Origin of the sequence: Pelagibius litoralis (assembly GCF_011683915.1) — a bacterium.
Lineage (GTDB): Bacteria > Pseudomonadota > Alphaproteobacteria > Kiloniellales > Kiloniellaceae > Pelagibius > Pelagibius litoralis.
Genome location: NZ_JAAQPH010000012.1, coordinates 99,574 through 125,024, shown reverse-complemented (window position 1 = coordinate 125,024; position 25,451 = coordinate 99,574). Strand labels below are relative to the sequence as shown.

Here is a 25,451-nt window from a genome sequence, read left to right as displayed (position 1 = left end):
CGCCCACACAAAGACAAGCCTCAGCAGACTAGAACGCCGCCTTGCCTGAATGCCTCAAAACTCACCCCGCCTTAGGCAGCGTTGATTCCGCCAGGGTGGCCCAGTAGCTGGCGCCGACCACGGCGACCTCGTCATTGAAATCGTAGTGCGGGTTGTGGACCGAACAGCCGCCGGGGCCGCCTTCGGTGCCGTTGCCCAGCCAGATGTAGCAGCCGGGCTTTTCCTGCAGCATGTAGGCGAAATCCTCTGAGCCCATAAGCTGCTCGGCACCGATTTCGACGTTCTCCTGGCCCACCACCTTGGCGGCGACGGCGGCTGCGATATCAGTCTCCGCATCGCTGTTCACCAGCGCCGGATAGCGGCGCTCATAGCGCAGGGTCATGGTCGCGCCCTGGGCGGTGCAGACCGCCTCGGCGATACGGGCGATGTCTTCTTCGATCTGATCCTGACTTTCCTTGCGGAAGGCCCGCACGGTGCCGCGGATGACCGCGGTTTCCGGGATCACGTTCCAGGTGTCGCCGGCATGGAACTGGGTCACGCTGAGCACCACGGGATCGATGGGGTCGCTGCGCCGGCTGACGATGGTCTGCAGGGTCGTCACCATCTGCGCGCCGGTCACCACCGGGTCGACGCCGAGATGCGGCATGGCGGCATGGGCGCCCTTGCCGGTGATCACGATCTCGAAGATATCGAAGGACGCCATCGCCGGACCGGCGCGCAGACCCACGGTACCCGCCTCACGGCCGGGCATGTTGTGCAGGCCGTAGACCGCCTCGACCGGGAACTTGTCAAAGAGCCCCTCTTCCACCATCACCCGGCCACCGCCTTCGTTCTCCTCCGCCGGCTGGAAGATAAAGGTGATGCGGCCGTCGAAGTTGCGTGTCTCGGCGAGATACTTGGCGGCGCCCAACAGCATCGCCGTGTGGCCGTCGTGGCCGCAGGCATGCATCTTGCCCTCATTGGTGGAACGGTGATCGAAGTCGTTCAGTTCGTGAATGTGCAGGGCATCCATATCGGCGCGCAGGCCGATGGCCCGCCCGCTTTTGTTGCTCTGCCCGTCCAGAACCCCGACGACGCCGGTGGTGGCCAGACCGCGGTGCACCTCGATGCCGAATTCAGCCAGCTTTTCGGCCACGAAGTCCGAGGTGCGCAGCTCCTCAAACGCGGTTTCCGGATGAGCGTGGAGGTCTCGGCGCCAGCCTTTGATCTCCTCGTGAAACTCGGCAATGCGGTTGATGACGGCCATGGGGGAACTCCTTCGATCTATCTCAGGCTTGCGGCGCCGTTTGTTGCGATACCCGGCGGGCTTCGGCCTCCGGCAGGCGGTTTTCCTCCACCGCGTGACAGGCGACCTCACCGGCCGCCGTGGGCCGGGGCTTCGGCGCCTCCTGGCGGCAGCGATCATTGGCAAAGGGGCAACGGGGATGGAAGTGGCAGCCGCTGGGCGGGGAAATCGGGCTCGGCACCTCGCCGGCCACCGGGATACGGTGACGCCCGGTCATTTCCAGGTCGGGAATGGCATCCAGCAGCATGCGGGTATAGGGATGCTGGGGGTTGCGGAACAGCGTCCGCGCCTCGCCCCACTCCACCAGACGGCCCAGGTACATCACCCCCACGATGTCCGAGATGTGATAGACCACCGCCAGATCGTGGCTGATGAAGAGATAGGTCAGACCCAACTCGCGCTGCAGCCGCTTCATGAGGTTCAGGATCTGCGCCTGCACCGACACATCCAGCGCCGAGGTCGGCTCGTCGCAGACCAGGAACTCGGGATTGCTGGCCAGGGCCCGGGCAATGGAGATACGCTGGCGCTGGCCGCCGGAAAATTCGTGCGGAAACTTCTCGCCGTCGGCGGCGGCGAGGCCGACCTGTACCAGCAACTCACCGACCCTTGCGGCAATCTGTTTTTTATCGCTCATCAGGCCGTGGGCGCGGATCGGCTCGGCGATGATGTCAGCCACCCGCCAACGCGGATTGAGGCTGGCATAGGGGTCCTGGAAGATCATCTGCAGGCGCTTGCGCAGGGGCGCGATCTCGGTGCGGGTCTTAAGGCTCGCCATATCGATGCCATCGATCTCGATCTTGCCGCGGGTCGGACTGTAGAGCCCTACCACCAGGCGGGCGACGGTCGATTTACCGCAGCCGGACTCGCCCACCAGGCTGAAGGTCTTGCCCTGGGGAATCTTGAAGGAGATGCCGTCGACAGCCTTCAGCAGCACCCGCTTCTCGCCCTGCAGAATGCGGTTCAGCAAAGGTGGCGAAACATCGAAGAGCTTGGCCAGCCCTTCGACCTCCACCAGAGTCCGCTCCACAGGGGTATCGCTTGCCGCTGCGTCAGCCATGGGTGCCGCTCCCCCGGGAAAGACGGTCGTCCTGTTGATCGAAGAGCCAGCAGGCCGCCTCGGTGGCGCCCCCCACCGGCTGCAGGTCCGGCCGCTCCTGGCGGCAGCGGTCGAAAGCGCGCGGGCAACGGGGGTTGAAGGCGCAGCCCCGGGGGATGGCATTCAGGCGCGGCATGGCGCCGTCGATCTGGGTCAGGTTCTCCACGTCATGGCCGACCAGGGGGATAGAGCCCATCAGCCCCGAGGTATAGGGGTGCTGGGCGCGCAACACCACATCGGCCACCGGCCCGACCTCGACGATGCGCCCGGCATACATCACCGCAACCCGGTCGGCGGTCTCGGCGATCACCCCCATGTCATGGGTGACCAGCATGACCGCCGCGCCATGTTCGCGGCAAAGCCGCTTCAGCAGGGTGATGATCTGCGCCTGGATGGAAACATCCAGCGCCGTCGTCGGTTCGTCGGCAATGATCAGGCGCGGATTGATGCAGAGCGCCAGCGCGATCACCACCCGCTGGCGCATACCGCCGGAGAACTGATGCGGGTACTGGTCGATGCGCTGGGCGGCGGCGGGAATGCCGACCTCCTCCAGCAGTTCGATGGCCCGCTTGCGCGCACCGTTTTCGTTCATGTCCGTGTGGGTCAGGATGGTCTCGGTCAGTTGCCGGCCGATGGTGTAGAGCGGATTGAGGGAGGTCAGCGGGTCCTGAAAGACCATGCCGATCTCGCGCCCGCGGATGCGGCGCATCTGCTCATAGGGCAGCGCTTCGATGCGCCGGCCGTCCAGCTGTATCTGCCCGCCGGCGATATGGCAGGGCGGCTCCAGCAGGCCGATGACGGCGGCGCCGGTCAGCGACTTTCCGGCACCCGATTCCCCGACCACGCCCAGGACCTCGCCTTCGTTGATATGAAAGGAGATGTCGTCCACAGCCACCAGGGTGCCGCGCCGGTTGGGAATCTCGATGCGCAGATTGTCAACCTGCAGAAGCGCCTGATTGCTGGACCGGGGACTGGAGGATGCGTCGCTCATACCCTGACCTAGCGCAGTTTCGGATTGAGCGCGTCGCGCAGCCAATCGCCCAGAAGGTTGACCGCCAGCACCAGCACCGCCAGCGCCAGGCCGGGGAAGATGGTGATCCACCACTCGCCGGAAAACAGGAAGTCGTTGCCGACCCGTATCAGGGTGCCCAGCGACGGCGAGGTCAGCGGCACGCCGACGCCGAGGAAGGAAAGCGTTGCTTCGGTGATCACCGCAATGGCCAGATTGATGGTGGCGATCACCAGTACCGGCCCCATGACGTTGGGCAGGACATGGCGCAGCATGATGAGGACAGGCGGAATGCCGATGACGCGGGCCGCCTGCACATACTCCTTGTTGCGCTCCACCATGGCCGAGCCGCGCACCGTGCGTGCATACTGAACCCAGAACGACAGGCCGATCGCCAGGACCAGCACGTAGAACCAGACCTCGCTGTGAAAGTCCCGCGGCAGCACGGCCCGCGCCAGACCGTCGATCAGCAGGGCGATAAGGATCGCCGGGAAGGTCAGCTGTACGTCGGCGGCGCGCATGATGACCGCATCCACGGCACCGCCGAAGTAACCGCTGATGAGGCCGAGGCTGATGCCGAGAACCATGGCGAAGAGCACCGAGGCGAAACCCACCCCCAGCGAGATACGGGAGCCATAGATGATGGTCGAGAAGATGCCGCGCCCCTGGTCGTCGGTGCCCAGCAGGAAGCGCGAATCCCCGCCGTCCTGCCAGATCGGGGGAATGAAGGAGTCGAGCAGGTCGATGCTGGCGAGATCGAAGGGGTCGTTCGGAGCGACCAGCGGCGCAAAAACCGCCGAGCCCACGAACAGGAGCGTAACGAAGGCCGAAACGATGATGACCGGCGAGCGGGTAAAGGAGTACCAGAGATCGCTGTCGAAAAACCGTCTGGTGACATCGACCATGCGCTCGGCGAGCCCGGGCCTCACGACGATCTGTTTTTCCTCTCCCACTGTCACATCCGCCCCCTATTGATGCCCGGCGGCAACGGCCTTGTCGGCACGCAGGCGCGGGTCGACCACATAGTAAAGCAGATCGACGATGAGGTTGATGACCACGAAGAAGAAGCCGATCATCATGAGGTAGGACGCCATGACCGGAATATCGACCTCGTTGATCGCCTGGATGAACAACAGGCCCATGCCCGGCCACTGGAAGACCTGTTCGGTGATCAGCGCGAAGGCGATGATGGAGCCGAGTTGCAGCCCGGTAATGGTGATCACCGGCACCAGGGTATTCTTCAGCGCATGGCCGAAGTTGACGGCACGGTTGCTGAGCCCCCGGGCCCGGGCGAACTTGATGTAGTCGGTGCGCAGTACCTCCAGCATCTCCGAGCGCACGAGGCGCATGATCAGGGTCATCTGGAGAAGCGCCAGGGTGATCGACGGCAGGATCAAAGCCAGGAGGCCTGATTTGGTGAGAAAGCCGGTGCTCCACCAGCCGACCTGGGTGACATCGCCGCGCCCGAAGGTCGGCAGCTGCGGCAAAAGCGAGAAGCCGATCGCCTGATTGATGTCCTGCGACATCACGCCGAAGATCAGAATCAACAGAATTCCGATCAGAAAGGTCGGCAGCGACACGCCGATCAGGGAGACGGTCAGAAAAACCTGTGAGAGAAACCCGCGTCTATGCAATCCGGTATAAACCCCCATGGGCACACCGATAAAAAGCGCCAGAAAGGCGGCAACGAGAGAAAGCTCCAGGGTCGCCGGCATACGCTCCGCAATCAGTTGCGAAACCGGGCGGCGGTGGCGGTAGGAGATGCCGAAATCGCCCTGTACCGCCTTCACCAGGAAGCTTCCGTACTGCACGAAAAACGGATCGTCGAGGCCGAGACGCTCGCGCAGCTCCTGGCGCTGCTCCAGCGTGGTATCCTGCCCCACCATGTTGTTGATCGGATCGCCCACATAAGTGAAGAGGGAGAAGGCGATAAAGCCGACTGCCAGCATCACGAGGATGGACTGCAGGAGCCGTCGGACGACAAAGGCGATCATGAAATCGAAAACCCCGGCCGATGAAGGGCGGAACACGGCGAACCGGGACCCGAACCACCTGGTTCGGGCCCCGAGCTTATCTGGAGACTTACTTTACCGTCACATACTGCAGACGAAACACATTGTCCGGGCGCTGCGCGACGGTGGCATCGTCGCTCACCCCCCAGGACAAGGGCTGCTGATGCAGAGGAATGTGCCCCACATCGTCGGAGTGGATCTTGAAAGCCTCGTCGATCAGGGCCTGACGCTTTTCCTGATCGGTCTCAACCTGGATCAGATCGGCCAGCTCCGTCACCCGCTCATTGCAATAGCCGCCCAGATTAAAAGAGCCCTTGCCGTCTACCCGGCAGGACATCAAGGAAGAAATCGGGTTGTGGGAATCGAAGGAGTTCGGCGCCCAGCCCAGCAGATAGAAGCTGGTGTCGTAGTCGTTCTGGGCCAGAACCTTGCCGAAGTACTTCGACTTGGTCTGTGCCAACAGGTCGATCTTCACACCGATCTTCGCCAGCATGGAGGCCACCGCCTGACAGATCCGCTCGTCGTTCACATAGCGGTCGTTGGGACAGTCCATGGTGACTTCGAAACCGTCGCCGTAACCGGCTTCGGCCATCAGCGCCTTGGCGGTCTCCACATCGAAGGGCAAGCGCTCGTTCATCGCTGCATTGAAGCCGTTGATCTGCGGCGCCACCATCAGATTGCTGGGCGTCGCCGAGTTGCGCATCACCTTCTGCTTGATCGCCTCAACGTCGATCGCCTGATAAAACGCCTGCCGGACGCGCTTGTCCTTGAAGGGGTTCTTACCCTTCACGCTGGAGGCCAGCAGCTCGTCGCGATCCTGATCGAAGCCCAGGAAGATGGTACGCGACTCGGGGCCGGTCAGCGGGCTGACGCCGGTGGCGTCGTCAAGGCGCCTCCAGTCCTGCACCGGGATCGGATAGGCCATGTGCACGTCGCCGGAAATCAGCGCCGCCACGCGGGTCGCATCCTGGCTGATCGGGGTGAAGATCGCCTCGGTAACGTTGCTCTGGTTCTGACCCCACCAGTTGGGATTGGGCACCAGCATCGTCTTCACATCCGGCTGGCGTTCCGTGACCATGAAGGGACCGGTGCCGTTGACGTTGATGTTGGCGTGGTTGCCTTGGTCGTCGCCCTTGACGTTGGTTGCCGCCGTGGTGTTGTGCTCCGCCGCCCACTCCTTATCCATGATGTAGAAGATTTCGAGCTGCAGCGGCAGGATCGGGTCGGGCGCCGGTGTCACGATGTCGACCGTATAGTCGTCGACCTTCACCGCTTCCTTGATCAGGGCCGCGGTCACCTTCAGATCCGAACCCTCGGTGTTGATGCGCTCTACCGAAAAGATCACATCGTCGGCATTGAAGTCATTGCCGTTGTGAAACTTCACGCCCTTGCGCAGGGTGAAACGCCAGGTATCGGGCTTGATGTTCTCCCAGGACGTGGCCAGGGCCGGAATCAGCTCCAGATCCGGCGTCCGGGTCACCAGCCCTTCGTAGAAGTTGGACTGAAAGCCCAGGGTGAAGGTTTCAAAGAGGCCATGGGGATCCATGGTCTGAACATCGCCCTGAAAGGCCCATTTGAAGGTCTTCGCATCGGCGGCGGCCCCACCAGCCGCCAGGGCCGCAGCGGCGACCGCAGCCAGCAGACCGCGGCGCAGACTCACTCCTCGTCGCAACTTCATTGCTATCTCCCTCGTCGTTTTCCCTGTCTATCCGCTTCCCTCGGTTACCCAGCCGTCAAGATGTAAAGGCCGGTAAGCTCGGGGATTTGGTGTTTTGCGAGGGCCACAGCCTAGCCTGAGGCGGACCAGGATAACAAGCCGCTTACCAGCCCTCAGCGCAGGCGCCCGGTGCCTCGCCAGGCCCTTGGCGCAGGGCTACAGCGCTTCGCGCTTTGCGAAGCTGCCCGCCTTCATGATCATCGGGATCCGTGCGCCCTGATCCTGCAGCAGCGACAGATCCGCCAGGGGGTCGCCGTCAACTACTATAAGGTCAGCCTGAGCTTCCGCTGCAACCACGCCCAGTTCCCCCTCCGCATTCAACAAAGCGGCGTTCACAGAGGTGGCGGAGCGCAATATCTCCGCCGGTGACAGCACCTCTGCACGGATCTGGAATTCACCGGACTGGTGGGCCTGCATATCGCCCAGAAGGTCGGTCCCGAAACCGATGGTCACCCCCGCAGCCTTCAGGATCTCCAGCGATACCAGGCCGGCAGCCCGCACCGCTTTCAGTTTCTCCTGGCTGACCGCCGGCAGGCCCAGATCGGGGCCAAAGCGATGCAGGGCGTCATAGGTCACCAGGGTGGGCACGACAAAAGCACCCTCCGCCGCGCAAAGCGCCGCCGTCGGTTCGTCGATCAGGTTGGCATGTTCGATGGAGCGTACGCCGAACTGCACACAGCGGGTGATCGCTTCGGGCGTATAGGCGTGGGCCATCACATAGGTCCGCCAGGACGCGGCTTCCCACACAATGGCGCGGATCTCCTCTTCCGAGTACTGCAGGTTCCAGATCGGATCGCTCGGCGAAGCAACGCCGCCGGACGCCATGATCTTGATCTGGGTTGCGCCCTTGCGCAGCTCGTCGCGGGCCGCCTGGCGCACCGCCGGCACGCCGTCGGCGATAACCCCGAAAACATGGCTGCCCTGGCCGCAGAAGCAAAAGGCGCTGTGATCCTCCAGCGCGCGAAAGTCGGCATGGCCGCCGGTCTGGGTCAGCGCGCGGCCGGAGTAGAACAGCCGCGGCCCCTTGATGAGGCCGGCCTTGATCGCCATCGCCAAGCCATAGTCCGCACCGCCGGCATCGCGCACCGAGGTGAAGCCGCGCGCCAATGCCGCTTCCAGCAGATGGCGGGCATGCTGGGCCAGCAGAGAGCGCGGCATGACCTCCATCTTGGCGAAATCCGGATCGGCCGCCATGGCGTGAAAATGGGCATCGATCAGGCCGGGCATCAGGGTGCGGCCGCCAATGTCGATGACCTCCGCCTCGCTTGCGGTAATCGGCCGGTCCGACACCTCCTTGATCCGTTCGCCCTCCACCAGGACGTGGCGACCTTCCAGCAGTTCGGAACCGAGCCCGTCAAACAAACTGCAATTCTTGAACAGCACCTGCGCCATGGTGTCGCCGTCTCCCCCGGTATCGAGCCTCTGTGCTTTCAAGTCATGCTAGGGGTTTGCACCCGCAGTGGCAATCAGCCGTCCTGGCGCTGCTCGCGCAGAATGGTGCGGGCCAGGGGTTCGACCTCGGACCAAGACATTCCGGGTCGCAGGCGCTGGTCGTAGAGCAGCCGGATGAGCCGGCGATCCTGCGTGGTCAGGGCGACCTGGCGACCCGAATCGCTGAACACCGAGTCCGCCGAAAGATCGAGATCGTTCATCAGACCGAGGACCTGGGTCACCTCCTGCACCAGGCAACCTTCAATGGTACGCTCGCCCCGGTCGCTGCGGATGAAGGTCACCGCGAAGTCGATGCTGCGGCCACTGGGCCAGCCGCCCCAGACGAACCCGAAACAGGTCGCCGAGCGCTCCATCCGGGCCAACAGCACATCGTAGCTGGCCCCATCGGCAATCTTGTGGGCAAAGAGACCGCGATGACGGCGGGCCGCCGCGAAGGGGTCGTCGGCGAGAAAAATCAGAAGATTGGCCCCGGCAACCGAGGCGGCGGCAATGTCCAAACCGGTCAGTTCGGCAAGCTCGGCCAAATGGCCCGCCGCCATCTGCCGGAAAGCCGGCGGCACCGGGGTGGAGGTACCCGCCGCATCGCCGGCGACCAGCGCCACGCGGACCGGCAGCGTCCACTTGGCCAGGTGATCGCGGCGGGCGCGCGGAAGCCCGTCGTTGCCCAGTACCGGCCGCTCGGTCTGGTAGGCGACGCTGCGAAAATTCTGCAGCAGGGCCTCGTCCCGCGGATCGGCCACAGGACGGGTCGGAACACAGGCGCAAAGAACTGTCAGGAGAAGGCAGGAGGATACGGCGAAGGCCCTGATTGGCAGGGCTTCCGATTTCGCAAAGGTCGGTTTGCCGAAAGCTGTTATGATCCTGATCAGCGCATTGCTCCCACCCGCATTTGCCAAATCGCCGCTGCGCCTCAAATAGACCTTAGGCGCCTGGTACCCGCAGGCGCCAGGTTCCCGCGCGGCCAGGCAGCACTGCGGCGCAACACGTCTTGCCGGAGCCGCGCCGCCGATACGAAACCGAATCAGGAGAGCCGGCCCCCGCATGTACGCTTTTTTCGAACGCCTGTTCAATCCCCTGACGCCGGCGGCGATCGAACGCCCGCCGACCATGACCCGTGCCTTCTTCATCCATTTCCTGGCGCCGATCAAAGGTCTTTTGCTGATTACCCTGGCCGTCTCAGCCGTGGCCGCGGTGGCGGAGATCGCCCTCTATGCCTTCCTCGGCAAGCTGGTGGACTGGCTGACCGTGGGCTCCCCCGAGACCTTCCTGCGCGAGCACGCCTGGGCCCTGGCCGGCATGGCTTTCGTGGCGGTGGTTCTGCGCCCCATTGCGGTTCTGGCCTCGCGCGGCCTCATCAACCTCAGCCTGATTCCCGGCCTCACCAACCGGGTGCGCTGGCTCAATCACCGCTATGTCCTGCGCCAGAGCCTTTCCTACTTCAACAACGACTTCGCCGGGCGGATCGCCCAGAAGGTTCTGCAGACCGGCCACGCCCTGCGCGAAGCCGTGGTCAACGTCATCGACGGGGTCTGGTTTCTGCTGATTTACCTCGTCGGTACGCTGGTGCTCTTCGCCGGCATCGACTGGCGCCTGCTGCTGCCGGTTCTGGCCTGGGTGCTTTCCTATGCCGCGGTCATCTACTTCATGGTGCCCCCGGTCAGGCGCAAGTCGGCAACCCTCTCCGAAACCAACTCGGCGCTGACCGGGCGCATCGTCGACAGCTACACCAACATCCAGTCGGTGAAGCTCTTCGCCGATACCGAGCGCGAGGACAGCTTCGTCGGCGAGGTCGTCGGCCGTCACACGGCGGCCCTGCGCCATCTGATGCGCTCGGTCATCGGCATGACGGTGGTCCTGACGCTGTTGAACACGGCGCTCATCGTCCTCGTCTCCGGTCTTTCCATCGCCCTGTGGATGAGCAGCAGCATCTCCACCGGTGCCATCGCCATCTCGATCAGCCTGATCATCCGCCTGACCCAGATGTCCGGCTGGATCCTGCGGACCGTCACCAACCTCTTCGAGAATATCGGGACGGTGCAGAACGGTATCGAAACCATCTCCCAGCCCTACGCGGTGCAGGATCATCCGGCAGCCAGGACCCTGAGCGTGGGTGCCGGCGAGGTCCGTTTCGAGGGCATCCGTTTTCACTACGGCAAGGCCGAAGGGGTGATCGAGGAACTCTCGCTCACCGTGAAGCCCGGGGAGAAGGTCGGCATCGTCGGGCGCTCCGGCGCCGGCAAGTCGACCCTGGTGAACCTGCTGCTGCGGTTTTACGACCTGGAGAGCGGGCGCATCCTGATCGACGGGCAGGACATCGCCGAGGTTTCCCAGCACAGCCTGCGCGCCCAGATCGCCATGGTGACCCAGGATACGGCCCTGCTGCACCGCTCCATCCGCGACAACATTCTCTACGGCCGGCCGGAAGCAGGCGAAACGGCCATGCGCGAAGCGGCCGAGATGGCCGAAGCCGCGGCCTTCATCCCCGAGCTGGAGGACTTTCAGGGCCGGCAAGGCTTCGATGCCCACGTCGGCGAACGCGGTGTGAAGCTCTCCGGCGGCCAGCGCCAGCGCATCGCCATTGCCCGCGTCATCCTGAAGGATGCCCCGATCCTGGTGCTGGACGAGGCGACCTCGGCCCTGGATTCCGAGGTCGAAGCGGCCATTCAGGGTCAGTTGAAGAACCTCATGACCGGCAAGACCGTGATCGCCATCGCCCACCGTCTATCGACCATCGCCGCGCTCGACCGTCTGGTGGTGATGGACAAGGGCCACATCGTCGAACAGGGCAACCACGCCGAGTTGCTGCGCCTCGGCGGCCTCTATGCCCGGCTGTGGGAACGCCAGTCCGGCGGCTTCCTGGGGATTGACGAAGGACGCAAAGCCTCCTGATCTCTGCCGCCATGCACCGGGCCCTGCCCGGCCATGCGTCGACAAAGCTTGGCCGGGCAAGGCCGCGAATAGTAGGCTGGCGTCAGCAGCCGAAAGAAACGGCTCAAGCGGATCACAGCGCGTAATCGGGAGAACAGCATGACCGTCCGGTCGAACTCGGCAGCCAGCCGGGACATCGCCTATCACCTTCACCCCTATACCAACGCCCGCAAGAACGAGGACGAGGGCCCGGTGATTATCGACCGGGGCGAAGGCGTCTATGTGATCGACGATCAGGGCAACCGCTATCTGGAAGCCCTGGCCGGCCTTTGGTGCACCGGCCTGGGGTTCAGCGAGGAGCGCCTGGTGAAAGCCGCCGTCGACCAGATGGCCAAGCTGCCGTACTACCATTCCTTCGCGCAGAAAACCGCGAGCCCGGTGGTCGATCTGGCCGAAAAGATCGTGGAGATGACGCCGGCTCAGCTGACCAAGGTCTTCTTCGCCAACTCCGGCTCTGAGGCAAACGACACCGCGATCAAGATGGTCTGGTACTACAACAACGCCCTGGACCGGCCCGAAAAGAAGAAGATCATCAGCCGGATTAAGGGCTATCACGGGGTCACCATCGCCGCCGCCAGCCTGACCGCCATGCCCTATGTTCAGGCCGGATTCGATCTGCCGATCAAGAACATCATCCATACCGGCGCACCGCATTACTATCGCTTCGCCCAGGAGGGCGAGAGCGAGGAGGCCTTCACCGACCGCCTGGCCCAGGAACTTGAAGAGCTGATCCAGAGCGAGGGGCCCGATACCGTGGCCGCCTTCATCGGCGAGCCCCTGCAGGGCGCCGGTGGTGTCATCGTGCCGCCGGAGAGTTACTGGCCGAAAATCCAGGCGGTCCTGAAGAAGTACGACATCCTGCTGATCGCCGACGAAGTGATCTGCGGCTTCGGGCGCACAGGACAGATGTTCGGCAGCGATACCTTCGGCCTGAAGCCGGATATCATGACCCTGGCGAAGCAGCTGAGCAGCGCCTATGCGCCGATTTCCGCGGTTCTGGTCTCAGACCCCATCTATCAGGCGGTGGCCGACAATTCCGCCAAGCTCGGCTCCTTCGGACACGGCTATACCTATGGCGCCCATCCGGTCGCCGCGGCCGTCGCCCTGGAAACCCTGAAGATCTATGAAGAGCGCAAGATCGTCGAGCAGGTGCAAGCCGTTGGGCCCCGCCTGCAGGACGGCCTGCGCCGCTTCGAGGACAGTCCCATCGTCGGCGAGGTGCGGGGCATCGGCCTGATCGCCGCGGTCGAACTGGTCGCCGACAAGGCCAGCAAGGCCCCCTTCGATCCCATCGGCAAGGTCGGCGCCTATTTCGCCGCCAGCGCCCAGGCCAAGGGTGTCATCTTCCGCAATCTCGGCGATACCATTGCCGCCTGCCCGCCGATGATCATCACCGAGGCGGAGATCGATATCCTGCTGGACGGCTTTGCCGCGGCCCTGGCGGAGACAGAAGCCTGGGTGGCCGAGCAGGGTCTGGCCGCCGTGGCCTGACCGTATTTTGGCCGAGGCGCATCTGGGCCGGGAGACATAAAACCCCAGGTTATGCGGCGTATTGACGCGTTGTTCACAAAGCTTTGTTAAATCGGATAGGATTAACTATGACCGCACCTGCCGGTATTGCTAAAGTTGCAGTGAGGCAGGGCTGAGACGCTGCGGAGCGGTTGATGAACATCGCTTGATGAACATCAAGGACCACGCCGTCAGCATTGCTAAAATTGCCGGCAAGCGGAGCAAAAGACGCCGCGGAACGGATTGAGAGATATCAAGCGCATGAACTTCGAGCGATTTTTTGCTGAGGAAATGGCTGGGCTGAAAGCCGAAGGCCGGTATCGCGTGTTTGCCGACCTGGAGCGCAAAAAGGGCGATTTCCCGAAGGCGACGCACCATGGCCCGGCGGGTCAAAGGCCGGTCACCGTCTGGTGCTCCAACGACTATCTGGGCATGGGTCAGCATCCCGCCGTCACGGCAGCCATGCACGAAGCGATCGACCGCTGCGGCGCCGGCGCCGGCGGCACCCGCAACATCTCCGGCACCAACCACTACCATGTTCTGCTGGAGCAGGAACTGGCGAGCCTGCACGGCAAGGAATCGGCCCTGCTGTTCACCTCCGGCTATGTGTCGAACTGGGCCGCCCTGGGCACACTGGCGAGCCGTCTGCCGGACTGCACCGTATTCTCCGATTCCATGAACCACGCCTCGATGATCGAGGGCATCCGCCAGAGCCGCGCAAAAAAAGCGATCTTCCGCCATAACGATCCGGAAGACCTGGACCGCAAGCTGACCGAGAGCGATCCCGCGGGATCGAAGCTGGTCGCCTTTGAATCGGTCTATTCGATGGACGGCGACATTGCCCCGATCGACGAGATCTGCGACGTCGCCGAGCGGCACGGCGCGATGACCTATCTGGACGAAGTCCACGCCGTGGGCCTCTATGGCGAACAAGGCGGCGGCATCGCCCAGCGCGACGGCATCGCCGACCGGGTGACGGTCATCGAAGGCACTCTGGGTAAGGCTTTCGGCGTAATGGGCGGATACATCACCGCTTCGGCGAACCTTACCGACTTTGTGCGCAGCTTCGCCTCCGGCTTTATTTTCACCACCTCCCTGCCCCCGGCGATCGCCGCCGGCGCGCTGGCCAGCGTTGCGCATCTGCGCCGCAGCCAGTCGGAGCGAAACGCTCATCAGGAGCGCGCGGCCACCCTGAAGCGGCGCCTGGAGGCGGCCGGCCTGCCCGTGATACCGTCGGCAAGCCACATCGTGCCGATCCTGGTCGGCGATCCGGTGGCCTGCCGCGCCGTGACGGACCGGCTGATGGACGACTATGGGATCTATGTTCAGCCCATCAACTATCCAACCGTGCCGCGCGGGACGGAGCGTCTGCGTCTCACCCCCTCGCCCCTGCACAGCGACGACGACATGGACAGCCTGGTAAAGGCATTGAGCGAGATCTGGCAGGCGATGGACCTGCGCCGCGCCGCCTAAGAACGGGCCCGCAAGAAAGGCCGCAGGGACGGCCGTAGGGAGAGTGGTGACAGCCGCTGCCGGTCTCCATATCCCTGCCAGAATATTGCCTCCGGACACCAGCCGGGAACTGTGCGAAAAAGGGCGCTTCGTCGGGGATTGCCGAAGCGGTCCTGGAGCGTGATGCTGTTGGCCGGTTGGATTCGAGACCACCGGCGACCGAGACCAAGGCCGGCGCTGCTCCTCCGACAGCTACAACTGGGAAACGCCATGCTCAAACTCAGGACAACCAATGCAGCCACAAGCCTGTCGGGGGCGGTTTTCCTCGCCGGGGCCCTCTCCGCCGGGACCTTGCTGGGTGGGTCGCCGGTACTGGCCCAGGACAGCGAGGCGCCGGAAAGTCTGGTTGTCGTATCCTGGGGCGGCAGCTATGCGCGCAGCCAGGAAGAGGCCTTTTACAAGCCCTTCGCCGAAGCGACGGGGCTGCGGATCATGACGGAGAACTACCAGGGCGGCCTGGCGGAAATCCGGGCTCAGGTGGAAAGCGGCGATATCTATTGGGATGTGGTCGACATCGGCCTGGCCGATGCCGAGGCGGGCTGCAACGAAGGGCTCCTGGAACGGCTTTCACTGTTGCTGCCGCCGGCCCCCGACGGCACCGCGGCTGTGGAAGACTTCCTGCCGGGCACACTGCACCCCTGCGCAGTGGGCTCCGCCGTCTGGTCGACGGTGATCGCGGTGGACAGCGACCGGGCCGGAGAGAACCAGCCCGACAGCCTGGTTGACCTTTTCAATCTCGATGATTTTCCCGGCCGCAGGGGGTTGCGCAAATCCCCCAAGGTCAATCTGGAGTGGGCCCTGATTGCCGATGGGGTGCCGCCCGAGGAGGTCTACGACCTTCTGGCGACAGCGGCAGGCATCAACAGGGCCTTTGCCAAACTGGACACCATCAAGGACGAGATCGTGTGGTGGGAGAATGGCAAGGAACCGGGCCAGCTCCTGGCGCGCGAGGCCGTGCTCATGACCTCGACCTACAGCAGCCGCATTTTCAAGGACATCGCAGTGGACCAGAAGGCCTACACGCTTATCTGGGACCATCAGGTTTGGGACGCCGATTTCTGGGCGGTTCCCAAAGGCTCACGCAACAAGTACCAGGCCGTCGATTTCATTCGCTTCGCCACAAGCACCGAACCGCTGGCGGAACTGACCAGATGGACGCCCTACGGCCCCGCCCGCAAGTCATCCACGGCCCTGGTCGGTGCTTACGCCCCGGCCGACGGCGTCGACATGACCTCCCTGCTGCCGACCTATCCGGACAATCTGACGACGGCGCTGCGAAACAGTACCGCCTTCTGGGCTGAAAACGGCGAGGCCCTGGTCGAAAGATTCAATGCCTGGCTGGCCAAATAGAACGGATTCCGGCCCGAAAAGCCTCTGGCGGTTTACCATTCGCCCTTAATTGCGAATCATTCTCAAATTCATGGACAAACAGGTCGTAACACGCTATATTCAGGCCAGTGCAATTGATCTTTCCAGCCGACCATGGGTTCGCCCCGTGAGCTGACAGGAACTTGGCTTCATGTACCGCGACAATACGCTGATCCCCAGCGAAGCGATCCGCCTTCTGGCCTTGGGTATCCTGGCCAATGCGCCGGCGTCCTATGCGGAACTGGCGCGTGAGGTGCGGCACTTTACCGGCCGTATCGTCGGCCCTTCCCTGGATCTGGTGGGTGCTCCTCTGGAGGTCTTGAAGGTCGAGGGTCTGGTGACCGCCGTCGATGCCGAGGCGGAAAGCGAGGACGCGCCCCTCACCGTCACCGAACAGGGCCGCGCGGAAATGCTGCGTCTGCTATCCGCCAACGTCCGCCCGCAGGTCAGCGACCTCAACAAGCTGATCATCGCCCTGAAGATGCGGTTTCTGCATCTGCTGGATGCGGAGGGTCAGAAGGTACAAACCGAACTGCTGCATGACATTGGCGAACGCGAACTGGCACGGCTCACCGATCTGCGCCAGCACCATGCCGAAGAAAGCGGCCATCTGCAGGATTGGCTGGACCTAGAGATCACCCAGACCCGGGCACGCGTCGAATGGCTCGCCGGGCTGCGCGAACGCCTCGCCTAGAGCAGAACCGGGTTGGATGGAATCGCTGAAAGCGATCCATCAACCCGGTGAATTTGCTCTAACTGTTTGATGTCGATCGGATTCACATGTTTTGTCGAAACCACGAAGTGGTTCCGTCAAAACATGATCCGATCTAGCAGGCGTCTCGCTCAGTAAAGGTGTTGGCCGCCGGTGACGAAGATTTCAGTGCCGGTGACGTAGCCGAAATCCTCCGTACAGAGCCGATAGACCGTCGCCGCCACTTCCTCCGGCCGGCCCATGCGGTGCAGCGGAATGCGCGGAATGAGCGTCTCGTACTCCTCGCCGATCATCGCCGTTTCGATCTCACCCGGCGCCACGGCGTTGACCCGGACATTCAACTCGGCAAACTCCACTGCCATCTCCCGCGTCAGGGCGGACAGCGCCGCCTTGGAAGTGGAATAGGCGGAGCCGGCAAAGGGGTGCACCCCATGCCCGGCGATGGAGGTAATGTTGACGATCGCACCGGCACCCTTGCGCAGCGGTGCCGCAAAACCGCGGCCGAGCGCAAGAGGGGCGAAGAGATTCAGTTCGAAAACTTCGCGCCAGTGATCGAGGTCGCCGTTCAGGCAGCCGAGCCGTTCCTTGAATTCGGTCTTGGGCGAAACCGCCGCATTGTTCACCAGCGCATGGATCGGCCCGTCGCCGATCACCCCCAGGGCCTCGGTGAGAAAACTGTCCACGGCCGCATGATCGGCCAGATCCGCGGTGATGTGATGGGTCCAGTTGGGGTCGCGCAGGCAGTGTTCCGGAACTTCTTCGCGCGAACAGGTAATGACCTCCCAGCCCTCATCGCTGAACCGCTTGACCGTGGCATGCCCGATTCCGCGGCTGGCGCCGGTCAGCACCACTCTCTGGCGATCTTTTATCATGGCGCGATCTTACTCCCCGCGCCGCGACGCGCCAGCCTGGAATGGTCACCCGAAGCGTTTTTTGCTCCGGTCCTGTCGGCGGCCGGCCCGCCGCTCAGCGGACCGTGACGACGCGGAAAGTGCGCAGCGCACCGTCATGCTCGCGGATCGAGACGTACTCGCCTTCATTGAACACATGAGATTCGAACTTGTAGCCCAACTCATCGTCGTCGGGATCGCCCTTGAGGTCGTAGTGGAAGGCCCAGGTCCCGCCGCGGGTGTGGCGCAGATGGCCGCTCTCCTCCCCTTCGCCTTCCCAGAAGCGCGTCACCCGGCAGGCATCGCGGTTCTTGCGCCAGCCTTCGGCGTCGATGTGGCCTTCCGGCGTCAGGGGCGCGCGCATTTCGTAGCCCCTGGCCGGCGAACCGTTCGGAAAGTCGTGGTCCCGGGCAAGCTCCAGTCGGATGGTCTTCAAGGTCATCGATCCTCCAGAAACAAAATATACAACACCGCCGGGCTGGTCCTTCCCCAGGCCCGGCCTAATTTCCGGCCGCCCGCAGATCGCGGTGGCTGCGTACGAAGTGACGTAGAACAAGGCGCAGCTGCAGGGCATGCTTCAGATCGCCGCGCTGCTCGGCGGCCGCGATATCTTCCAGGATGATTCGTTTCAGCACGGGAACCCCATCCGGTCGGTGCAGCAGATAGTTGCCATACTCCGCCGCAACGATTTCGGGGATATGCTCATGTTCGGAAATCGCAGCGATCTCATCCTCATTCAGCTCCGACAAGGCAATGCAGTCTTCTAGCGTCAGCATCCGGTTCCTCCCCTGGATATGAGCAACCTTCTCGAAGGATCGATCCCCCGGATTCCCCGACGAAGGTCGCAATCGAGGAGATACCGCCTTCAGTGCATCATCAGGACGGGGATCTTGGAGCGTTCGAGAACGCCCTGAGTGGCACCGCCGAGAATACGTTCGCGCAGCCGGCTGTGACCGTAGGCGCCCATCACCAGCATGTCCGCATTGGCATGGTCGGCTTGTTCCAAAAGGCCGTCGGCGATGCTCTCCGACCCCGGGGTGTAGGCCCAGGTTTTTGCCTCTATACCGTGGCCGGCCAGATAGCGCGCCAGCGCGCTCGGGTCCGCCTCGTCACCTTCCCGGGCCGTGATCGCCACGACTTTCTCAGCCTTCGCCAGCAGCGGCAAGGCGGCGGTGACGGCGCAGGCACCTTCCTTGGAACCATCCCAAGCCACCGCGATCGTCTTGCCGAGACCCGGGCCCGCGTCCGCAGGCGCAAGAAGAACCGGGCGGCCGCTGCCGAAAAGGGCGGCATCCAGCGTCGCTTCCCCGTCCCCGTCGGCGGCGCCGGGATAAGGCAGCACGATCACATCGCTCAAGCGGCCGAAACGCTCTACCTGCTCGGCCTCCCGGCCGGTGAGGCGGTTCATGCAGACGCGAAATTCCCCTTGCTTTGGTGGCAGTCCGGGATCGACCTCCGGCAGACCGGCGCCGCTGCAGTGGCGCTTATAGGTTTTGTCGACCACCTCCCGGCGCGCTGCGTTGCGGGAATCGACGGAAGCCATGATCTGCTCCATCGCCGTGGCCGACATGCCTTCGCCGACATAGGGCACCAGATCGCGCGCATCGTTCTCAACATGCAGAAAATCGACCCTGGCACCAAACCGCTGTCCAAGCTCGATCGCCGTCTTCATGGCGGCCTCGCTTCCGGTCCCTCCATCGGTTACGGCAAGAATGGTTGCCCAGCTCATCTCTTCTTTCCCTTCACCAACAGTTCCAGCGCCGTTTCGGCTCATCAGGGTTCAATTGAAGGGGGAATGAGCCCCAGCAGCATTGACTTGGGTCAAACAGGGCAAGCAGCCCCGTGAACCGGCCACAACGATTAGAGAGATAAAAGCGCCGTTCCCGGCGCTTCAGGCGAAGCGCGCGCGCTCTTCCTCAACGCCATAGGGGTCCTGGTGAAGGATAACCTCCGCCCCCGGGAAAGCCTGGCGCAGCTCATCTTCAACCTCGTCGGCAATCGCGTGGGCTTTCAAAAGGCTCAGAGCGCCGTCCATTTCGATATGTCCCTGGATAAAGATCTGCTGGCCCGAGGCGCGGGTGCGCAGGTCGTGCAGGCCCTTGACCGAGGAATGAGCCAGGGCGATCTCGCGAATCCGCGCACGCTCGTCCTCCGGCAGTTCGCGGTCCATCAGCATGTCCATCGCCCCGGCGGAAATCTGCCAGGCATTGAACAGGATGTAAGCGGCAATGGCGAGGCCGAAGATCGGATCGATGTAGCGCCATCCAAACTGCGCGGTGAGCACCAGGGCCACGATAACGGCGGCATTGACCAGGATGTCACCGACGTAGTGCAGCGAGTCGGCCTTGATCGCGAGGGAGCCGGTGCGTCTGATGACATAACGCTGCAGCATCACCAGCGCCATGGTCGCCAGGATCGAAAAGACCATGACGGCAATGCCGATATCGCCGTTCATCAGGCTGCGCGGCGAGACGAAACGCTGGCTCGCCTCGATTATAAGGAAAACCGCCGATCCCGTAATGAAGGCGGCTTGGCCCAAAGCCGCAAGGGGCTCGGCCTTGCCATGGCCAAAGCGGTGCTCGCGATCCGCCGGTACCAGGGCATGGCGCACGGCGATCAGGTTGATGATCGAAGCGGCGGCATCGAGCAACGAATCGACCAGCGTCGAGAGAACGCTCACCGAATCGGTCAACAGAAAGGCGATCAGTTTCACGACAATCAGGATACAGGCGGTGGCCACCGATGCCGTGGTGGCAAGCCGCAGCAGTCTTGCCGCTTCCGGCCCCGCTGCGCGCTTTGTGCCGGCGCTGCTCACGGAAACAGCCGTTCCGTTGTCCAGCCCTCCCCCGAACGGGAATAGACCAGGCGGTCATGCAGCCGGAAGGCACCGTCCTGCCAGAACTCAATCAGCCGCGGCGTCACCCGGAAACCCGACCAGTGGGGCGGGCGCGGCACCTTGCCCACGGCATACTTGGCGCCGAACAGGGCGACCCGCTTCTCAAGATCGAAACGTCCCTGGAGAGGCCGTGACTGGTCGCTGGCCCAGGCACCGATCTGGCTCTTTTTCGGCCGGCTCGCGAAGTAGGCATCGGCTTCCTCGGTGCTGACCTGCTCGACCGCGCCTTCGATGCGCACCTGCCGGCGCAGGCTTTTCCAGTGAAACAGCAGAGCCGCCTTCGGGTGAGCCAGCAGCTGCCGGCCCTTGCGGCTTTCATAGTTGGTGTAGAAGACGAATCCGCGCGCATCGTAACCCTTCAAAAGAACCATCCGCGACGACGGCATGCCGTCGTCCCCCACGGTTGACAGCGACAGGGCCGTCGGATCGTTGGGCTCTGATGTCTCCGCCTCCGCCAGCCAGCCCTCGAAGATTTCGAGCGGATCGGCAGGGGCATCGGACCGAATCTGGATCGGTGCGCTCATATGGACCTTTTTGTTTGATTATTGCCTTATTTGCACCATATAGCGCCGATATAGCCTAGAAAAAGCTCGAAATCCCATCGTCGGCCGAATTCAGCCTGCGGGGGATGTTTTTGGCGTTTGCCGCGTAGTACCGCTGAAGCGCTATTCAATGAATTTCGTCCCTGGACCGCAAGTGACCAGGGCCAGTCTTCGAGAGCCAGACTTCTAGAGCCAGTCTTCGAGAGAGGGTATTTCCATGAAAGTGAAAGTCGTGATCGCCGCTGCGGCCATTCTCCTGACAACCGCTGCCTGTGAAAACGTCGGTACCAAGCAAACCATCGGCACCCTCGCAGGCGGCGCCGCCGGCGGGCTCTTCGGGGCCCAGTTCGGCAGCGGCTCGGGACAACTGGCCGCAACCGCCGCCGGCGCCCTGTTGGGCGCTTTTGTGGGCAGTGAGATCGGCCGCACGATGGACGATGTCGACCGCCTGAAAGCGCAGCAAGCCTATGACAAGGCGACCACGGCGCCGATTGGCGATGAAATCGCCTGGAGCAACCCCAACACCGGGAACAGCGGTACCGTAACACCGACCCGCGAAGGGACCTCCACCACCGGCGCCTACTGCCGCGAGTTCCAGCAGACCGTCACCATCGGCGGCAAACAGGAAGAAGCCTACGGCACCGCCTGCCGGCAGCCCGACGGCGCCTGGGAAATCCGCTGAAGGCAGCCGGTCACCGCCAGCCGTATGACAGAGACCCTTGGGTCTGGGTTTGAGAGGGGGTATGCTGGCGGCATGGCCCCTCCGATGCCCTCCTCTTCCTGTTGTTTGAGCCTATGCAGGATCCTTACAAGCTACTGAACATCGACCGCTCCGCCTCGCAAGAGGACGTGAAGCGCGCCTACCGGAAGCTCGCCAAGGAGCTGCATCCGGACATCAATCCCGGCAACGAAGCCGTCGAGCAGCAATTCAAGGAAATCTCCCACGCCTACAGCATCCTGGGCGATACGGAGAAGCGTAAGCGCTTCGACCAGGGGGAGATCGATGCCAGCGGACAGGAGAAATCCTGGAAGGGCGGCTTCTATCGCAATCACGCCGGCACCCAGCGCGGCGCCAAATACAATCCTTTCGACTTCGGCGAGGATGTCAGCGCCGACGATATCTTCGCCGACCTGTTCGGGGCCCGCACCCGCCGGGTGCGCCGCCCTGGTGCCAATATCTCCTATACGGTACCGATTTCCTTCCTGGAGGCGGCCCAGGGCGCAAAGAAGCGCATCAAGCTGTCCGACGGTAAAACCCTGGATGTCCGGATCCCCCCGGGCACCGAAGACGGCCAGTCCCTCCGGCTGAAGGGCCAGGGAATGCCCGGTGTCGGCGGTGGACCGGCAGGCGATGCCCTGGTGGCGGTACAGATCCAGCCCCACCCCTTCTTTGAGCGTAAGGGCAACAACGTTCACCTGGAGCTGCCGGTCACCCTGCAGGAAGCGCTGCTGGGCGCCACCATCACCGTGCCCACGGTCCACGGCAATGTGTCGATGAAGATTCCGGCGGGATCGAATTCCGGCACCACCCTGCGCCTGAAAGGCAAGGGGATAGAGGTCAAGGAAAGCGCCGAGATCGGCGATCAATACATAAAGCTGCGGGTGATGCTGCCGGACCGGCCGGACCAGGAGCTGCGCGACTTCGTGGAGAACTGGAGCCAGTCCCATGACTATGACCCGCGGCGCAAGTCGGGAATGAGCTGAACCGATTTACCGCACGCGCAACCACAGCAGTGCAAGGACGTGAGCAGTGGACTTCGAAGATGTCTTGGCGGAATTGGATATCGGTGCCAGCGAGTTGCACAGCTGGATCGATCAGAACTGGGTATTGCCGACGCGCCAACAAGACAGCATTGTTTTCGACGACGCCGACGTCGCCAGGGTGCGGCTGATCGCCGAGCTGCGCAGCGATATGGGCGTGAACGACGACGCCATCCCGGTGGTACTGCGCCTGCTCGATCAGATCTACAGCCTGCGCCGCGCGCTTTCCGATCTTAACGAGGCGATTTCCGGTTTGCCGGAGGAGGTTCAGGACCAGCTCCGCGAGAAGCTGGGCAGTCGCGACGACGATGCCGATGAAGACGGCGACGAAGACTAGAGCAGATCCCGGTCGGATGGAATCGCTGGAGGCGATCCATCGACCGGGTGAATCTGCTCTAACTGTTTGATGGCGATCGGATTCACATGTTTTGGCGCAACCACGAAGTGGCTCCGTCAAAACATGATCCGATCTAGGCGCTAACCTTCGTCCCTCGGCAGTGGGTGCAGCCGCGCAACGCCGTCAGGCGTTTCGATGTCGGCCGCCTCGTCGAGCAGAACGGCCAGACTCTTCCCGCGAACCTCCGCGGCCATCTGCCCGGCCACAAGGACGATGCTCTCGACGCCGTCGGGCCAGCCTTCGCCCGGGTCCAGGTTCAGCTCAAGGGCGCGCAGCAGTTCCTCAAGATTGGCCGCCGTCAGGTCCCGCGACAGGATCCAGCGGCCGTTGGCGCGGCTGACGAAACCATGCTTGCGCAAGGCCAGCATTACCACCGACAGCTCGTCCAGGCCGGCCGGAAGCCCCCGGGTCAGAGCCGATTCCTTCAGCACCGTGCCGGCCCGCGCCGCCGAGCGCAGGCGATGCAGCAAGGCCAGCGCCAGGGCCAGGCGGGGACCGGAGCCATGCCGCGCGCCCCGCAGCCGGTCGACCAGCCGCCACTCCGGCGCGGCAGCGGCGATTTCGGCGCCGAACAACACGACCGCCCAGGAGAGATACATCCAGATCAGGAAAATCGGGATCGAGGCCATGGCCCCGTAAATCACTTCGTAGGACGGGAACTGCTTCAGGTAGGCGGCGAATCCGGCCTTCAGCAGCTCCGACAGGAGCGCCGCCACGACGCCGCCGATCACGGCATGGCGCACCGCGACATTGCGTGCGGGCACCACCGCGTAGATCACCGTAAAGGCGCTTGCCGTCAGAACAAAAGGCAGCAGCCGGGTCAGACCGAATGCCCGATCGCCTTCCGCCATCAACGTCGTTGCAAAGCCGTAGCTGGACAGCGACAGGGAAATACCGAAGAAAATCGGGCCGATGGTCAGAACCATCCAGTAAGCCATGATGCGGACCATCAGCGGGCGCGGCTCGGTCACCCGCCAGATGGTGTTGAAGGCGCCGTTGATCGTGGACAGCAGGAACAATGCCGTTGCCGCCAGGGCAACCGAACCAAGGCCGGTCATGCTGCGGGCATTGTCGACGAAGGTGGCGAGCTGGTCGCTGACCTCCACCCCCGCGTTGGGCACCAGATTCTCAAAGAGAAAAACCTGTGCATCCTGGCGCAGATGCTCGAACCCCGGGAAGGCGGAAAGCAACCCGAAACAGATCGCCAGCACCGGCACGACCGCCAGTAGAGAGGCATAGCTGAGCTGGGTTGCGATGCGCAGACACTGGTCGCTGGCGAAGCGCTGGCCGCAATAGGCGGCAAAACGGGCCAGATTGCGAAAGAATCCCGGAAAATCAGGGGTTTTCATGACTGGCTCCTGCTGCTGCGGCAAGCATCTGATAGGCGCCATTTTACATCAGAAATCGGCAGAAATGTGGGAATAATGCGCGGTCACGTCGTTGACCCGGCAGACCTTTGGTGTAGGATGCCGCTCATTCTTGCAAAGTCTTTAATAACCTGACCGACATTGAGGAATTGGAATGACCGAGCCCCAACCGCTGATGGCCGGCAAGCGTGGTCTTGTCATGGGTGTAGCCAATGACCGGTCCATCGCCTGGGGCATCGCCAAGGCAGCCTATGATCAGGGCGCCCAACTGGCCTTTACCTATCAGGGCGAGGCCCTGGAAAAGCGGGTCCGCCCGCTGGCGCAATCGGTCGGCTCGGACATCGTCGTGCCTTGCGACGTTACCGATGACGCCTCGATCGATCAGGTCTTCCAGGAAGTCGAGCAGAAGTGGGGCAAGCTGGACTTTCTCGTCCATGCCATCGCCTATGCCGACAAGGAAGAGCTGAAGGGCAAATACCTTGCGACCAGCCGCGACAACTTCGTGCGCAGCCTGGACATCTCCTGCTACTCGCTGACCGCGATCAGCCAGCGCGCCGTTCCGCTGATGAAGGACGGCGGCAGCATCCTGACGCTGACCTACTATGGTGCCGAGCGCGTCATGCCGCACTACAACGTCATGGGCGTCGCCAAGGCGGCGCTGGAGGCCAGCGTGCGCTATCTGGCGGCGGATCTCGGCGACCAGGGGATCCGCGTGAACGCAATCTCCGCCGGCCCGATCAAGACCCTCGCCGCCTCCGGCATCGGCGACTTCCGCCATATCCTGAAGTGGAACGAACTGAATTCGCCGCTGCGCCAGAATGTCAGCATCGAACAGGTCGGCGGCTCCGGCCTCTATCTTTTGTCCGACCTCTCGAACGGCGTGACCGGCGAGGTTCATCATGTCGATTCCGGCTACCACGTGGTCGGCATGATGGCGGTCGACGCGGCGCCGGCAGTTGCCGAGATGCTGAAAAACTTCACGCCGCAGTCTTAGGTCT

At 63.2% G+C, this 25,451-nt stretch carries 24 protein-coding genes; 9 read left to right on the top strand and 15 right to left on the bottom strand.

Annotated elements, in window-relative coordinates; genetic code table 11:
- Positions 1-61: 61 nt before the first annotated feature.
- The 8 genes from HBA54_RS16260 to HBA54_RS16225 all read right to left on the bottom strand — a co-directional run bounded on the left by HBA54_RS16260 (position 62) and on the right by HBA54_RS16225 (position 9,311).
- The gene (locus HBA54_RS16260) at positions 62-1,246 is read right to left on the bottom strand and encodes a M20 aminoacylase family protein (RefSeq protein WP_167226479.1); all 1,185 of its coding nucleotides are present in this window, start codon (positions 1,244-1,246) and stop codon (positions 62-64) included.
- A gap of 22 nt (positions 1,247-1,268) precedes the next feature.
- Complete coding sequence (locus HBA54_RS16255) at positions 1,269-2,342, bottom strand: ABC transporter ATP-binding protein (protein ID WP_167226477.1); 1,074 nt, start codon at positions 2,340-2,342, stop codon at positions 1,269-1,271.
- Positions 2,335-3,372 carry an ABC transporter ATP-binding protein gene (locus tag HBA54_RS16250; protein ID WP_167226475.1) on the bottom strand — a complete coding sequence of 346 codons (1,038 nt, stop codon included), beginning with the start codon at positions 3,370-3,372 and terminating at the stop codon, positions 2,335-2,337. The genes HBA54_RS16255 and HBA54_RS16250 overlap by 8 nt, the downstream gene beginning before the upstream one ends.
- Before the next feature lie 8 nt (positions 3,373-3,380).
- A complete protein-coding gene (locus HBA54_RS16245) occupies positions 3,381-4,349 on the bottom strand; it encodes an ABC transporter permease (protein WP_322096052.1) in 969 nt (322 codons plus the stop codon).
- A gap of 9 nt (positions 4,350-4,358) precedes the next feature.
- The gene (locus HBA54_RS16240) at positions 4,359-5,384 is read right to left on the bottom strand and encodes an ABC transporter permease (protein ID WP_167226622.1); all 1,026 of its coding nucleotides are present in this window, start codon (positions 5,382-5,384) and stop codon (positions 4,359-4,361) included.
- A gap of 88 nt (positions 5,385-5,472) precedes the next feature.
- Complete coding sequence (locus HBA54_RS16235) at positions 5,473-7,080, bottom strand: ABC transporter substrate-binding protein (protein ID WP_167226473.1); 1,608 nt, start codon at positions 7,078-7,080, stop codon at positions 5,473-5,475.
- Positions 7,081-7,275: 195 nt separating this feature from the next.
- Positions 7,276-8,511 carry a metal-dependent hydrolase family protein gene (locus tag HBA54_RS16230; protein ID WP_167226471.1) on the bottom strand — a complete coding sequence of 412 codons (1,236 nt, stop codon included), beginning with the start codon at positions 8,509-8,511 and terminating at the stop codon, positions 7,276-7,278.
- Positions 8,512-8,585: 74 nt separating this feature from the next.
- Positions 8,586-9,311 (bottom strand): DUF2927 domain-containing protein, encoded by a 726-nt coding sequence (locus HBA54_RS16225; RefSeq protein ID WP_167226469.1) that lies wholly within the window; start codon positions 9,309-9,311, stop codon positions 8,586-8,588.
- A gap of 301 nt (positions 9,312-9,612) precedes the next feature.
- Between HBA54_RS16225 and HBA54_RS16220 the strand changes: the two genes are divergently transcribed.
- From HBA54_RS16220 to HBA54_RS16200, 5 genes are all read left to right on the top strand, one after another.
- The gene (locus HBA54_RS16220) at positions 9,613-11,460 is read left to right on the top strand and encodes an ABC transporter ATP-binding protein (RefSeq protein ID WP_167226467.1); all 1,848 of its coding nucleotides are present in this window, start codon (positions 9,613-9,615) and stop codon (positions 11,458-11,460) included.
- A gap of 138 nt (positions 11,461-11,598) precedes the next feature.
- Positions 11,599-12,990, top strand: a complete 1,392-nt coding sequence (locus HBA54_RS16215; RefSeq protein WP_167226465.1) for an aspartate aminotransferase family protein — start codon at positions 11,599-11,601, stop codon at positions 12,988-12,990.
- A 279-nt stretch (positions 12,991-13,269) separates the two neighbouring features.
- Positions 13,270-14,481 (top strand): 5-aminolevulinate synthase, encoded by a 1,212-nt coding sequence (gene hemA, locus HBA54_RS16210; protein WP_167226463.1) that lies wholly within the window; start codon positions 13,270-13,272, stop codon positions 14,479-14,481.
- Between the two features lie 249 nt (positions 14,482-14,730).
- Complete coding sequence (locus HBA54_RS16205; RefSeq protein WP_167226461.1) at positions 14,731-15,870, top strand: extracellular solute-binding protein; 1,140 nt, start codon at positions 14,731-14,733, stop codon at positions 15,868-15,870.
- 169 nt (positions 15,871-16,039) lie between these two features.
- Positions 16,040-16,582: a hypothetical protein gene (locus HBA54_RS16200; RefSeq protein WP_167226459.1), complete on the top strand. Its 543-nt coding sequence runs from the start codon at positions 16,040-16,042 to the stop codon at positions 16,580-16,582.
- Positions 16,583-16,731: 149 nt separating this feature from the next.
- On the opposite strand, the gene HBA54_RS16195 is transcribed toward HBA54_RS16200, so the two are convergent.
- The 6 genes from HBA54_RS16195 to pdxH all read right to left on the bottom strand — a co-directional run bounded on the left by HBA54_RS16195 (position 16,732) and on the right by pdxH (position 20,910).
- The gene (locus HBA54_RS16195; RefSeq protein WP_167226457.1) at positions 16,732-17,472 is read right to left on the bottom strand and encodes an SDR family NAD(P)-dependent oxidoreductase; all 741 of its coding nucleotides are present in this window, start codon (positions 17,470-17,472) and stop codon (positions 16,732-16,734) included.
- Between the two features lie 94 nt (positions 17,473-17,566).
- Positions 17,567-17,932 carry a hypothetical protein gene (locus HBA54_RS16190; protein WP_205944702.1) on the bottom strand — a complete coding sequence of 122 codons (366 nt, stop codon included), beginning with the start codon at positions 17,930-17,932 and terminating at the stop codon, positions 17,567-17,569.
- A gap of 58 nt (positions 17,933-17,990) precedes the next feature.
- Positions 17,991-18,266, bottom strand: a complete 276-nt coding sequence (locus tag HBA54_RS16185; protein ID WP_167226455.1) for a hypothetical protein — start codon at positions 18,264-18,266, stop codon at positions 17,991-17,993.
- Between the two features lie 89 nt (positions 18,267-18,355).
- Positions 18,356-19,219, bottom strand: coding sequence for a universal stress protein (locus tag HBA54_RS16180; RefSeq protein WP_167226453.1), 864 nt, complete (start codon positions 19,217-19,219; stop codon positions 18,356-18,358).
- A gap of 162 nt (positions 19,220-19,381) precedes the next feature.
- Positions 19,382-20,305 carry a cation diffusion facilitator family transporter gene (locus HBA54_RS16175; protein WP_322096051.1) on the bottom strand — a complete coding sequence of 308 codons (924 nt, stop codon included), beginning with the start codon at positions 20,303-20,305 and terminating at the stop codon, positions 19,382-19,384.
- The gene (gene pdxH, locus HBA54_RS16170) at positions 20,302-20,910 is read right to left on the bottom strand and encodes a pyridoxamine 5'-phosphate oxidase (RefSeq protein ID WP_167226451.1); all 609 of its coding nucleotides are present in this window, start codon (positions 20,908-20,910) and stop codon (positions 20,302-20,304) included. The genes HBA54_RS16175 and pdxH overlap by 4 nt, the downstream gene beginning before the upstream one ends.
- Positions 20,911-21,145: 235 nt before the next feature.
- On the opposite strand from pdxH, the gene HBA54_RS16165 reads away from it, so the two are divergent.
- The 3 genes from HBA54_RS16165 to HBA54_RS16155 all read left to right on the top strand — a co-directional run bounded on the left by HBA54_RS16165 (position 21,146) and on the right by HBA54_RS16155 (position 23,026).
- Positions 21,146-21,610: an RT0821/Lpp0805 family surface protein gene (locus HBA54_RS16165; RefSeq protein ID WP_167226450.1), complete on the top strand. Its 465-nt coding sequence runs from the start codon at positions 21,146-21,148 to the stop codon at positions 21,608-21,610.
- A gap of 113 nt (positions 21,611-21,723) precedes the next feature.
- Complete coding sequence (locus tag HBA54_RS16160) at positions 21,724-22,632, top strand: DnaJ C-terminal domain-containing protein (protein WP_167226448.1); 909 nt, start codon at positions 21,724-21,726, stop codon at positions 22,630-22,632.
- 46 nt (positions 22,633-22,678) lie between these two features.
- Positions 22,679-23,026, top strand: coding sequence for a chaperone modulator CbpM (locus HBA54_RS16155; RefSeq protein ID WP_167226446.1), 348 nt, complete (start codon positions 22,679-22,681; stop codon positions 23,024-23,026).
- Between the two features lie 140 nt (positions 23,027-23,166).
- On the opposite strand, the gene HBA54_RS16150 is transcribed toward HBA54_RS16155, so the two are convergent.
- A complete protein-coding gene (locus HBA54_RS16150; RefSeq protein WP_167226443.1) occupies positions 23,167-24,435 on the bottom strand; it encodes a YihY family inner membrane protein in 1,269 nt (422 codons plus the stop codon).
- Positions 24,436-24,607: 172 nt separating this feature from the next.
- Between HBA54_RS16150 and fabI the strand changes: the two genes are divergently transcribed.
- On the top strand, positions 24,608-25,447 hold the full coding sequence (fabI, locus tag HBA54_RS16145) for an enoyl-ACP reductase FabI (protein ID WP_167226441.1): 840 nt from the start codon (positions 24,608-24,610) through the stop codon (positions 25,445-25,447).
- The last annotated feature ends 4 nt before the right edge of the window (positions 25,448-25,451 follow it).

Coding starts and splice junctions, on each gene's coding strand:
- HBA54_RS16180 (WP_167226453.1), bottom strand. CDS start 19,219: ATGAGCTGGGCAACCATTCTTGCCGTAACCGATGGAGGGACCGGAAGC.
- HBA54_RS16255 (WP_167226477.1), bottom strand. CDS start 2,342: ATGGCTGACGCAGCGGCAAGCGATACCCCTGTGGAGCGGACTCTGGTG.
- HBA54_RS16195 (WP_167226457.1), bottom strand. CDS start 17,472: ATGATAAAAGATCGCCAGAGAGTGGTGCTGACCGGCGCCAGCCGCGGA.
- HBA54_RS16250 (WP_167226475.1), bottom strand. CDS start 3,372: ATGAGCGACGCATCCTCCAGTCCCCGGTCCAGCAATCAGGCGCTTCTG.
- HBA54_RS16160 (WP_167226448.1), top strand. CDS start 21,724: ATGCAGGATCCTTACAAGCTACTGAACATCGACCGCTCCGCCTCGCAA.
- pdxH (WP_167226451.1), bottom strand. CDS start 20,910: ATGAGCGCACCGATCCAGATTCGGTCCGATGCCCCTGCCGATCCGCTC.
- HBA54_RS16230 (WP_167226471.1), bottom strand. CDS start 8,511: ATGGCGCAGGTGCTGTTCAAGAATTGCAGTTTGTTTGACGGGCTCGGT.
- HBA54_RS16220 (WP_167226467.1), top strand. CDS start 9,613: ATGTACGCTTTTTTCGAACGCCTGTTCAATCCCCTGACGCCGGCGGCG.
- HBA54_RS16215 (WP_167226465.1), top strand. CDS start 11,599: ATGACCGTCCGGTCGAACTCGGCAGCCAGCCGGGACATCGCCTATCAC.
- HBA54_RS16235 (WP_167226473.1), bottom strand. CDS start 7,080: ATGAAGTTGCGACGAGGAGTGAGTCTGCGCCGCGGTCTGCTGGCTGCG.
- HBA54_RS16240 (WP_167226622.1), bottom strand. CDS start 5,384: ATGATCGCCTTTGTCGTCCGACGGCTCCTGCAGTCCATCCTCGTGATG.
- HBA54_RS16205 (WP_167226461.1), top strand. CDS start 14,731: ATGCTCAAACTCAGGACAACCAATGCAGCCACAAGCCTGTCGGGGGCG.
- HBA54_RS16150 (WP_167226443.1), bottom strand. CDS start 24,435: ATGAAAACCCCTGATTTTCCGGGATTCTTTCGCAATCTGGCCCGTTTT.
- HBA54_RS16260 (WP_167226479.1), bottom strand. CDS start 1,246: ATGGCCGTCATCAACCGCATTGCCGAGTTTCACGAGGAGATCAAAGGC.
- HBA54_RS16190 (WP_205944702.1), bottom strand. CDS start 17,932: ATGACCTTGAAGACCATCCGACTGGAGCTTGCCCGGGACCACGACTTT.
- HBA54_RS16165 (WP_167226450.1), top strand. CDS start 21,146: ATGAAAGTGAAAGTCGTGATCGCCGCTGCGGCCATTCTCCTGACAACC.
- fabI (WP_167226441.1), top strand. CDS start 24,608: ATGACCGAGCCCCAACCGCTGATGGCCGGCAAGCGTGGTCTTGTCATG.
- HBA54_RS16200 (WP_167226459.1), top strand. CDS start 16,040: ATGTACCGCGACAATACGCTGATCCCCAGCGAAGCGATCCGCCTTCTG.
- hemA (WP_167226463.1), top strand. CDS start 13,270: ATGAACTTCGAGCGATTTTTTGCTGAGGAAATGGCTGGGCTGAAAGCC.
- HBA54_RS16185 (WP_167226455.1), bottom strand. CDS start 18,266: ATGCTGACGCTAGAAGACTGCATTGCCTTGTCGGAGCTGAATGAGGAT.